This is a genomic window from Streptomyces sp. P9-A2, from assembly GCF_036634175.1.
Taxonomy (GTDB): Bacteria; Actinomycetota; Actinomycetes; order Streptomycetales; family Streptomycetaceae; genus Streptomyces; species Streptomyces pratens.
This window is the reverse complement of the sequence record NZ_JAZIFX010000001.1, coordinates 6,388,318-6,399,012: the sequence shown is the minus strand read 5'-3', so window position 1 is coordinate 6,399,012 and position 10,695 is coordinate 6,388,318. Positions and strand designations below refer to the sequence as shown.

9 protein-coding genes are annotated in these 10,695 nt (G+C 71.5%); 4 read left to right on the top strand and 5 right to left on the bottom strand.

The genetic code is table 11. The features are described from left to right. Positions 1–3: 3 nt before the first annotated feature. Complete coding sequence (locus V4Y04_RS29060; RefSeq protein ID WP_332431329.1) at positions 4–1,287, top strand: MFS transporter; 1,284 nt, start codon at positions 4–6, stop codon at positions 1,285–1,287. Positions 1,288–1,350: 63 nt separating this feature from the next. Here V4Y04_RS29060 and V4Y04_RS29055 read toward each other — a convergent pair whose 3' ends face one another. From V4Y04_RS29055 to V4Y04_RS29035, 5 genes are all read right to left on the bottom strand, one after another. Then, positions 1,351–1,914, bottom strand: a complete 564-nt coding sequence (locus V4Y04_RS29055; RefSeq protein ID WP_332431328.1) for a TetR/AcrR family transcriptional regulator — start codon at positions 1,912–1,914, stop codon at positions 1,351–1,353. A 7-nt stretch (positions 1,915–1,921) separates the two neighbouring features. Next, a complete protein-coding gene (locus tag V4Y04_RS29050) occupies positions 1,922–2,503 on the bottom strand; it encodes a sugar O-acetyltransferase (protein WP_332431327.1) in 582 nt (193 codons plus the stop codon). Positions 2,504–2,573: 70 nt separating this feature from the next. Continuing rightward, the gene (locus V4Y04_RS29045) at positions 2,574–3,815 is read right to left on the bottom strand and encodes an MFS transporter (protein ID WP_332431325.1); all 1,242 of its coding nucleotides are present in this window, start codon (positions 3,813–3,815) and stop codon (positions 2,574–2,576) included. A 132-nt stretch (positions 3,816–3,947) separates the two neighbouring features. Further along, entirely contained in the window at positions 3,948–5,483 is a 1,536-nt protein-coding gene (locus V4Y04_RS29040; protein WP_332431324.1) for a pectate lyase family protein, read from the bottom strand. A gap of 543 nt (positions 5,484–6,026) precedes the next feature. Beyond that, positions 6,027–7,493: an AAA family ATPase gene (locus V4Y04_RS29035; RefSeq protein WP_332431323.1), complete on the bottom strand. Its 1,467-nt coding sequence runs from the start codon at positions 7,491–7,493 to the stop codon at positions 6,027–6,029. Positions 7,494–7,735: 242 nt separating this feature from the next. Between V4Y04_RS29035 and modA the strand changes: the two genes are divergently transcribed. From modA to V4Y04_RS29020, 3 genes are all read left to right on the top strand, one after another. Further along, on the top strand, positions 7,736–8,560 hold the full coding sequence (gene modA, locus V4Y04_RS29030) for a molybdate ABC transporter substrate-binding protein (RefSeq protein WP_332431321.1): 825 nt from the start codon (positions 7,736–7,738) through the stop codon (positions 8,558–8,560). A 74-nt stretch (positions 8,561–8,634) separates the two neighbouring features. Further along, positions 8,635–9,429 (top strand): molybdate ABC transporter permease subunit, encoded by a 795-nt coding sequence (gene modB / locus V4Y04_RS29025; RefSeq protein WP_332431320.1) that lies wholly within the window; start codon positions 8,635–8,637, stop codon positions 9,427–9,429. After that, a complete protein-coding gene (locus V4Y04_RS29020) occupies positions 9,426–10,541 on the top strand; it encodes an ABC transporter ATP-binding protein (protein ID WP_332431319.1) in 1,116 nt (371 codons plus the stop codon). The genes modB and V4Y04_RS29020 overlap by 4 nt, the downstream gene beginning before the upstream one ends. Positions 10,542–10,695: the final 154 nt, after the last annotated feature.

The window sequence follows — 10,695 nt, the reverse complement described above, 5'->3', positions numbered from 1 at the left end:
CCCATGTCCCGCACCCCCGCACCCCGTACCCCCGCACCCCGCGCGCTCGGCGCCTTCCGGCGCGACCAGCTGGCCATCGCCGCGCTGTTCTGCTTCCTCGGCTTCCAGTACGCCACCTGGGTCTCCCGGCTGCCCGCTCTCAAGGACCGGTTCGGCCTCGACGAAACACGGCTGGGTCTGCTGCTGATGGTCTGCGGGGTCGGCGCCGCGGTGTCCTTCCCGCTGGTCGCCCGGCTGATGCGGCAGCTCGGTTCGCGGCGTCTCGCGCTCTGGTCGGCACTGGCTCTGGCGGCGGTGCTGCCGGCGCTGTCCGCGGCCGGCTCCTACCCCCTCGCCCTGGTGGTGGTCTTCGTCGACGGGGTGGCCGTCGGCTGTCTGAACGTCGCCATGAACGCGCAGGGCGCGGCGCTCGAGGCCCGGTACGGGCGGGCCGCGATGGCGCGGCTGCACGCCACGTTCAGCGCGGGCTCGCTCGCGGCCGCGCTCCTCGCGTCGGGGATGAACGTCGTGACGCACACCGTGTCCGCGCACTTCGCCGTCGCCGCGGCCCTGCTCCTGCTGCTGCTCACCGCCGCGCGCCCGCGTCTGACCGCCGACGAGCACACTGCGGAGCCCGAGCGGGACGAGCCCGAGCGGGATGTCGCGGAGGAGGATGCCGCGAAGGGCACCGCCAAGACCGTCCGGCGCTTCGCCGGTGCCTCCGGGGCGGCACTCTGGCTGGGTTGCGCGATGGTGTTCGGCACGGTCACCGAGGGCGCGATGAACGACTGGTCGGCGCTCTACCTCACGGCGGAGACCGGCGCGTCGGGGCAGCTCGCGCCGCTGGGCATCGCCGTGGTGTCGGTGATGATGGTGCTGGCCCGCCTCCTCGGCGACGGCTGGCGGAGCCGCCTGGGCGACGCACGGGTCGTCCACGTCGGCAGTGTGGTGGCCGGCACCGGTCTCGCGCTCGCCCTGGCGGCCGGCGGGACCTGGCCCGCGCTGATCGGCTTCGCCTGTGTGGGCCTGGGCATGGCGACCGTGACGCCCTGCCTCTACGTCGCGGCCGCCGCGGAGGGTCCGCGGGCCCTGGCCCTGGTCGCCGCCATGGGCACCACCGGCCTGCTGGCCGGCCCGGCGCTGATCGGCTTCGTGGCGGGCCGAACGGACCTGACGGTCGGCATGGCGGTGGTCGCCGCCTCGGCCCTGCTGGTGTCCGTCTCCGCGCGGCGCGTCACCTGGCGGAAGCAGGCTGTGGCCGCCCCGGCCGGTGGGGGCGCGGGACCGGACGTGGACGGGGTCGCCTGAGGCGGTGATGCCCGTGCGGCACAGTGGTCAGGACTGTGCCGCACGGGCGGCTGGGGGTCCCGCTCAGGGCTCCCGGTGAGTGCCGGTCGCCGTGGTGATGCGGGTGATCGCGGCGAGCGTCAGGACCCGGTCATGGGGTTCCCGGGACAGGGCGCGATGGAGGGTCAGTCCCTCGATGAGGGCGTCGAGCTGGCGGGCGGTGTCCGGGTCGAAGTACTTCTCGAGGTGGACCCGGCTGCGGCGCATCCACTCGTGGGTGAGTTCCCGGTAGGCGGGCCGGCGTGCGGCGAGAGCGTACAGCTCCTGGGTGAGCACGAGGTCGCGCCGGCTGCCCTCGGACAGGGTGTGGACGAGGTCGGCCACGGCCTCGATGGCCTCCTCCCTGTCGGCCGGCTCCGCGAGATACGCGTCGAAGACCGCGACCGCCTGGCCGGTGAACTCACCGAAGGCCTCTCTGAGCAGTTCGTCCATCCCGCTGAAGTGGTACGTCATGGACCCCAGCGGCACCCCGGCGCGCCGGGCGATCTTGCGGTGCGAGACCGCCGCGAGGCCCTCCTCCGCGATGAGGTCGAGGGTGGCGGCGATGATGCGTTCGCGCCGTTGCGGGTCGGTGTGTCCGGTGGCCACGGGAGCCTCAGATACCGCGGACCGGGCGGGCGGGGTTGCCGACGGCGATCACGTTCGCCGGTACGTCCTTGGTGACGACCGCGCCGGCGCCGATCACGGAGTTGTCCCCGATGGTGACTCCGGGCAGGACGATGGCGCCGCCGCCGATCCAGACGTTGTCGCCGATGGTGATCGGCTGCGCGGCCTCCAGCTTGTCGCGCCGGGGCTGCGGTTCCACGGGGTGCGTGGGGGTGAGGAGCTGGACGTTCGGGCCGATCTGGCAGTCCTCGCCGATGACGATGGCCGCGACGTCCAGCGCGGTCAGGTTGTAGTTGACGAAGGTGCGTGCCCCGATGGTGATGTTGCTGCCGTAGTCGACGTGCAGGGGCGGGCGCACATGCGCCTCCTCGCCCACGGCGCCGAGCAGTTCGGCGAGGATCGACTGCGCCGCGGCGGCGTCCTCGACGAAGGCGGCCTGGAAGCGGGCGGCCAGGCGTACGGCCTCCTGCTGCCGGCGGGCGATCTCGGGATCGTCGGCGATGTAGAGGTCGCCCGCCCGCATCCGTTCCAGGTTGGTACGGGGGTCCTGCGCGAAGTGGTCCGTCGGCATGAAACCGACGGTACACCCTGGAGCGTACGAACGTACGCTCATTGCGTACGAGGGTCGCCGCGGCGCTCTTCTACCCCTCGTCGCTTGCCGGTTGCCGCTTCCGGGCCCCCAGCACCCCGGCGAGCACGACCACGATCACGCCTGCGAGGGGCACCACCAGCAGGCCGAGGCGCAGGCCGGCCTCGTCGGCGACGAGGCCGACGATCGGCGGGGAGAGCAGGAAGCCGAGCCGCATCAGCCAGGAGACGATCGTCAGCCCCGAGCCGGGCTTGAGGCCGGGCAGTTCGTCGGCCTCGTGCATCGCCGCCGGCACCAGGGTCGCCACACCGAACCCGGCCGCGGCGAAGCCGAGGATCGTGCCGGGCACCGTGGGCACGGCCAGCGCCAGCCCCATGCCGACCGCGGCGATGAGGCCGCCGGCTCGGGCCACCGCGCGCTGACCGAACCGGTCGACGAGCCGGTCGCCGAGGATCCGGCCGACGAACTGGGCCCCGACCAGGGCGATGAAGCCGGAGGCCGCCAGTGCCGCCGACGCGTTCAGTGAGTCGGAGAGGTAGAGCGCGGCCCAGGAGTTGCCCGCGTCCTCGACGAGCGTCCCGGCGGTGGCGATGAGGACGAGCGCGGCCAGCACGTACCGCGTCCGCGAGGTCACGACCGAACGCCCGCCTCCGCCGCTCCCCTTCTCCCTCGACTCCTCCTTCGCCTCCGTTTCCTCGGCCGGCTCGGTGTCGGGTCCCGGCAGGCAGAACCGCAGGGCGACACAGGCGGTGATCCCGAAGAGCACGCCCGAGATCAGCAGGTGCACGCCGAGCGGGAGGTCGAGCGCGATCGCCCCGGCGGCCATGGCTCCGCCGGTGACGGCGCCGATGGACCAGATGGCGTGGAAGGAGTTGATGATGGAGCGTCCGTAGCGGCGCTGCACCCGCAGCCCGTGGGCGTTCTGCGCGACGTCGGTGAACGCGTCCATGGCGCCGGCCAGGAACAGTGCCATCGCGAACAGCACCACCGACTGCGCCAGACCGGCGACGAGAATCCCGGCCGCGGTCAGCAGGGTGCTCGCCACCGCCGCCCGCGCCGAGCCCAGTCGGCGGACGAGGACTCCCGCCCCCAGCCCGGCCACGACGGCCCCCGCCGGGAACGCCGCGACGGCCAGTCCGTAGGCGGCGTTGCCGATGCCGAGATCCGCCTTGATCTGCGGATAGCGCGGCAGCAGGTTGGCGAACAGGGCGCCGTTGGTGAAGAAGAGCACGGCAACGGCTGCGCGAGCCTGCCGCTCGGCCGAGCCCGGCCGCCGCAGTACGTCAATGGTCATGCACGGACCCTATCCGCAGAGCGTACGAACGTACACTCCCCTTTTTCCGGCGGCACGGCCGACGTCCGGCCCCTGGCCCCGGGCGGGGACCTGGAGCCGGACGCGTGAAGACCTCTGACTTCAGGGGCCTGCCTAGCCGTTGTAGGTCTCGAACTCGGCGACCCGCGGGCTGCCGTTCGAGCTGGTGATCTCGAAGGTGACCTTCTTCAGCGACGTCTTCGGGAAGGAGATGACGCCCGCTCCGCTGCCGGAGGTCAGAACGGCACCGGTGTCGTTGTTGAGGACCCTCCAGTTGCGGATGCCGCCCTCGGAGCCCGCTGCCTCACGAATGCTGATCTTCGACACCGAGGTGGCGGACGACCACTTGACCGAGACGGAGCCGGTCGAGCCGCTCGGCGACCAGTAGCTGCCCAGGTTGCCGTCGATCACGTTGCCGTAGCTCGTACCGCTGGCCTTGCTGGAGCCGTCGGCACCGGCGCCGAGGCTGAGGTTGGTCCCGGTGGGGGGATCGGTCGGGTCGGTGGGGGGAGTCGTGGGGTCGGTCGGGCCCGGGTTCTGCGGGGTGCAGTTGCCGTCCGAGACCTGGTTGCCCTTGTTGGCGCCGGCCGTCCGGTTGACCACGTCCGGTACGCAGTTCGCGTTGTCGAGGCCGTAGGAGTAGGGGATGCTCACCGTGGTGTTGGACGTCGGGTTGGGGCCGGCGGGCTGGTTGTCGCCGCTGCGGGCGGACCAGGTCACGTTGTCGAAGATGTTGCCACCGACCTGCCAGTAGCCGGCCTCGCTGGTGTAGAAGGTGCCGAGGACGTCCTTGGAGTCCTCGAAGTAGTTGTTGTCCACCTTCGCGCGTGCCCCGGCCCGGGTGTTGATGCCGGACTCGTGCAGGTTCACGTAGTGGTTGTTGTAGATGTGCGAGATGCCTCCGCGCAGCAGCGGTGTGCGGGAGTCGATGTTCTCGTACTTGTTGTGATGGAAGGTGACGTAGCCGTTGGAGCGGTCGCTCTCGCTGGACCCGATGAGGCCACCGCGGCCGGAGTTGCGCAGGATGCTGTACGACAGGGTCACGTACTGGGTGTTGTCCTTCATGTCGAAGAGGCCGTCGTAGCCCTCCGACTCCCCGCCGGACGCCTCGAGCGTGGCGTGGTCGACCCAGACGTTGCGGACGTCGCTCTCCATACCGATGGCGTCGCCGCCGTTGGAGGTGGGCGAGCCGGACTTCTTGACGTTCCGGACGGTCACGTTCTGGATGATGATGTTGCTGGACTCCCGGATGTGGATGCCCAGCTGGTCGAAGACGGCACCGCTGCCGACCCCGACGATCGTGACGTTGCTGATCTGCTTGAGCTCGATCACGCCGGCCGCGGTGTTGCAGCTGCTGCCGGACACCTTGGTGGTGTTGCCGTGGTTGATGGTCCCCTGGACCTCGATGATGATCGGGGTGCTGCTGCTGGCCCGGCCGCACAGGGCCGAGTGGATCGCGGTGCCCGTGGTGGCGCGCACGGTCTGCCCGCCGGCGCCGCCGGTGGTCCCGCCGTTCTGGGTGGCGTAGCCCGTGGCGCTGCCGCTCACGGCCGCCGACGCCGAGGACGTCGACACCGCCAGCCCGGTCGCGGCCGCGAGGGCCGCCGTGGCCAGCGTCGCACTGAGGCGCACTGCCGCTGATCTCTTCATCCGAGTCTCTCCCTGTTCGTCTGCACGTGCCGGGGACAGGTGGCATGGGTCAGGGCAGCCGCGATGGCCGACCGTAACGGCATGGGCATGTCATATAGAGTGCGGTCGAATCCGGCGGACATCCCTCCGGACGGATGCGGCCGCGCTCGGCCGTGCTCGGCCGAGCACTGCGTACGCGGCCGTACTGTGATCGCGCCCTGCGGGCGCCCTGATCCTGCCCTGCTGCGGGTGCTGTGAGCGGTGCTGGTGTCACGGGCGCCGTCCCCTCTCCCGGTCGGCATGCCGGCCGGGTCGGCCGCGGGATCACCGCGACCGTTCTCCCTCGCCGGACCCGTGGCGGCTCCTGCGTGAAGTCACCTGTCGACGCGGCGACTTCACTCCACTGGGTCCGAATCGACAACCGGGGGAAAGCGCTTTCTCACCGCGAGAATAGGGCGACCTCCGTCGGCCTGGCAAGGCTCCGGACACCATGGGTGTGCTCTTTCGTATCTCATACACCAGCGGCCGTTCACGCTCATCCGAAGCCCAGGCGGAGGGAGTTGGTCAATCCCCGCGGTACATGCGGTGCAGGTCGACCAGTTCGACGTCACTGCGCCGGTCCGCCTCCCGCCGGAGATCACCGGTGAAGCCGGAACGGGCGAAGAGCAGAAGCTTGGGCAGAACGCCGACCCGGGCACTGGGCAGGAGCCCTCGCAGGTGCTCCAGACGCTCCAAATGCGGCAGCCCGACGGGGGTGAGGGTGCCCTTCGCCTCACCGATCGCGGTGATCCGGTCCGTTCCGAACGCCGGCGACTCCCCCACGACGACATCCAGTTCATGGCCACGGCGGTGTTCCCGGCAGGCGATCTCGGTGGGCCGCACCCAGTTCGGCCGCCCTCCGAGGGTCTCGGGCCCAGCGTGCTCGAAGCACCACTGGCGGGCCAGTTCTTCGAAGTGCGGTCCGTAGATCTTGCCGGCGACGGTGTCCGCGTTCTCCTGCCACACCTGGTCGGCCCGGCCGACCACCAGCTCCGGCTCATGCCGCTGGATCAGCAACTGGTGCAGCCGCACCATCGGTTCAGCCACCCGGAAGACACTGCGCTTGTCCCTTATGGCGTCCTCGCCCTGCTCCAGCAGACCGATGTCCTGGAGTCCGGAGAGCAGGTGCGCCAGCGAGCCGCTCGGCCGCCCCAGGGCGCCGGCGATCTCCGACCTGCGGTGATGACCTGCGCTCACCGCCGCCAGGACCGCCGCGTACGAGGTCGGGTCCGCGATCGAGGGCTCCTCGCGCAGCAGCAGTCCTCCCTCACGGAACATGGCCGAGGCCGGATTCAGCAGCCGACGGGCCACCCACCGGTCGACGTCCGCCGGACCGTCCGGCCCCGCTCCTCCGGACATCTCCTTGTACGCGGGCGTACCGCCGATGAGCGCGTGCAGCTTGAAGGCCACTTCGGGATCCTCCGCCACACCCCAGAAGTCGGCTGCCTCCCGGAACCGGAAGGGACGCACCACAAGCTCCATGCTCGCTCGTCCTCGAAGCGGGGCACCCCCGCCGAGCAGCTGCGCCATGGTGGTCAGCGCGCTGCCGCAGAGAATCAGCCGGGTACGGGTGTGCTCCTTGGCATGGCTCAGCGGACTCAGCACCTGTTGCAGGTACGAGGGCAGCGCGGGAGTCGCCGAAACCAGGTACGGAAACTCGTCGATCACCACGGGCACGGCCCGGTCCTCGCCGATGCGCAGCAACTCGTCGAGGGCCTCCCGCCAGTGGCCGAACACCACCGGTCGCCGCAGCCCGTGGAACGACGCGTACGCGGCACCCAGATCCGCCAGGTTCTGCGTCTCGCTCTGCTGTGTCGCGGCGAACAGGAAGCCGGCTCTCTCCCTGGCCAGCAGCTCGAGCATCAGCGTCTTCCCTTGCCGCCGCCGCCCGTACACGAGCCCCAGTGACGCACCCTGCCGCTCCGATGAAGCGAACTCCCCCAGTTCCCGCCATTCCACGTCCCGTCCGAACAGCCGCGCCGGTTTGAGCATCGGGAACCACCTCTACAGGAATGATAGGTGCACCTATCATAGGTGGAGCTATCACTTTTCGCGTCTCAGGCATCGCGAGCGACGGCTGAACATAAACGCACCTGCGAGCTTCACGCGACCTGTGTACAGCTGATGCGATGTTAAATGAGATTCTCAGCCCGCATCTGCGGCATTATTATCAGCGCGTGCGTTCCTGTTGGAACGGTCCGCGAACAGCAGTAGGCCGAGGGAGAAGCCCCGTGATGACCCGCCCCGCACCCCTGACCCGCCTGCCCCGGTCGGCCGGTGCCGGTGCTGCCGTGCTGCTGGTTCTGGGGGCCGCGACGGCCTGCTCGTCGTCCGGGGACGGGGACGAGGTCGGCTCCGGGTCCGGCTCCGCCTCGGGCAAGCTGTCCGGCACGGTGACCGTGTTCGCCGCGGCCTCCCTCACTGAGAGCTTCACGACGCTGGGCGAGCGGTTCGAGAAGGCGAACCCGGGCACCGAGGTCACGTTCAACTTCGGCGGCAGCGACAGCCTCGCCGCCGGTATCACCAGCGGCGCCCCCGCCGACGTCTTCGCCTCCGCCAGCCCCAAGACGATGAAGATCGTCACGGACGCGGGGGACGCCGCCGGCACCCCGGCCACCTTCGTCCGCAACCGGCTGGAGATCGCCACCCTGCCGGGCAACCCGGAGGGTATCTCCTCACTGAAGGACCTGACCGAACCGGAACTGAAGGTCGTCCTGTGCGACAAGGAGGTGCCGTGCGGGGCCGCCGCGCAGACAGCGCTGGACGCCTCCGGTCTGAAGCTCACCCCGGTGTCGTACGAGCAGGACGTCAAGAGCGCCCTGACGAAGGTCCGGCTGAAGGAGGCCGACGCCGCCCTCGTGTACAAGACCGACGTGCACGCGGCGGGTGACAAGGTGGAGGGCGTGGACTTCCCCGAGGCCGCCGAGGCCGTCAACGACTACCCCATCGCCCTGCTCAAGGACGCCCCGAACGCCGTGGCGGCCGAGGCGTTCGTCGCCTACGTGCGGTCCGACGAGGGCCGGCGGGTGCTGGCGGACGCCGGGTTCCTGACGCCGTGACCCCGGCGGACACCTCCGGCACCCGTAAAGGGATCCATAAGGGGACCCGTAGGGGCACCGGTCCGCGGCGCCGTATGAGGGCGGGCGGCGGGCAGGGCGTGCCGCTGCCCCTGCTGCTCCCCGCGCTCCTCGCACTGGCGTTCCTGCTGGTGCCGCTGCTCGCGCTGCTGGCCCGGGCCCCGTGGCAGAGCATGCCCGAGCAGCTGACCAGCCCCGCCGTGTGGCAGGCCCTGCGGCTCTCCCTGGTGTGCGCCACCGCGGCGACGGTGGTGAGTCTGGTCCTCGGCGTACCGCTGGCCTGGCTGCTGGCCCGTACGGAATTCCCCGGCCGGGGACTGGTCCGTGCGCTGGTGACCCTCCCCCTGGTCCTGCCGCCGGTGGTGGGCGGTGTCGCCCTGCTCATGGCGCTGGGCCGCAACGGCGTCGTCGGGCAGTGGCTGGACGCCTGGTTCGGCATCAGCCTGCCGTTCACCACGGCGGGGGTCGTGGTCGCGGAGGCGTTCGTGGCGATGCCGTTCCTGGTCATCAGTGTCGAGGGCACGCTGCGTGCCGCCGACCGCCGTTACGAGGAGGCCGCGGCCACACTGGGCGCGTCGCGCTTCACCGCGTTCCGCCGGGTCACGCTGCCGCTGATCGCGCCCGGCATCGCCGCCGGCGCCGTGCTGGCCTGGGCGCGGGCGCTGGGCGAGTTCGGGGCGACGATCACCTTCGCCGGCAATTTTCCCGGCCGGACCCAGACCATGCCCCTCGCCGTCTACCTCGCCCTGCAGAGCGACCCGGAGGCCGCCATCGCGCTCAGCGTGGTCCTGCTCGCCGTCTCGATCGCGGTGCTGGCCGGCCTGCGCGACCGCTGGATGACCGCGTCATGACCCACACCGGCAAGCCCGGGCACGACCTCCCCCGTGACGACACCGACGCCCCCGAACCCGGCGTCCCCGAACCCGAGGGCCTCGACGCCCACCTGGTCGTCGACCGCGGCACCTTCCGCCTGGACATCGCGCTCACCGCGGCGCCGGGCGAGGTCGTCGCCCTGCTCGGCCCGAACGGCGCCGGCAAGAGCACGGCGCTGCGCGCCCTGGCCGGCCTCACACCCCTCACCACGGGCCATCTCCACCTGGACGGAACCGAGTTGCACCGTGTGCCGCCCGAGTCCCGCCCCGTGGGCGTCGTCTTCCAGGACTACCTCCTCTTCCCGCACCTCACGGCGCTGGACAACGTGGCCTTCGGCCCCCGCTGCCAAAGCGCCACGAAGACGGAGGCACGGGCGACGGCCGCCGCGTGGCTGGACCGCATGGGCCTGGCGGACCACGCCGGCGCCAAGCCCCGCCGTCTCTCCGGCGGCCAGGCGCAGCGCGTGGCCCTCGCCCGTGCCCTGGCCACCAGCCCCCGGCTGCTCCTCCTCGACGAGCCCCTCGCCGCCCTGGACGCGCGCACCCGCCTGGACGTACGCGCCCAACTCCGCCGCCATCTCGCCGCGTTCGAGGCCGTCGCCGTCCTGGTCACGCACGACCCGCTCGACGCGATGGTGCTGGCCGACCGTCTGGTGGTCGTGGAGCACGGCAGGGTCGTCCAGGAGGGAACGCCCCAGGACATCGCCCGCCACCCGCGCACCGACTACATCGCGCAGCTCGTCGGCCTGAACCTCTACACCGGCCGGGCCGAGGGCCACACCGTACGGCTGGACGGCGGCCCGGCACTCACCACCACCGAGGATCTCACCGGTCAGGTCTTCGTCGCGTTCCCGCCCGGCGCCGTGACCCTCCACCGCGACCGCCCCACCGGCTCCAGCGCCCGCAACCTCTGGCACTGCGAGGTCGCCGGGATGGAGACCCACGGCGACCAGATCCGCGTCGCCCTCACCGGCGAACTCCCCCTGGCCGCCGACCTCACCACGGTCGCCGCCGCCGAACTCGGCCTCCACCCGGGCGCGGACGTCTGGGCCACGGTCAAGGCGGCCCAGACCCACGCCTATCCGGTCTGACGGCGGGCCCGGCCACCCCCGGAATCACGCGGCGACGCAGGTGGAGGTCCCGCCCCGGGGCACCCATCGAGGGCGACGGCCCCGCCGTGCCGTCGATGCGGGCGGGCGCGTCGAGGACCCGGCGCACAGGGCTCGTCGACGCGTCCCACGGATG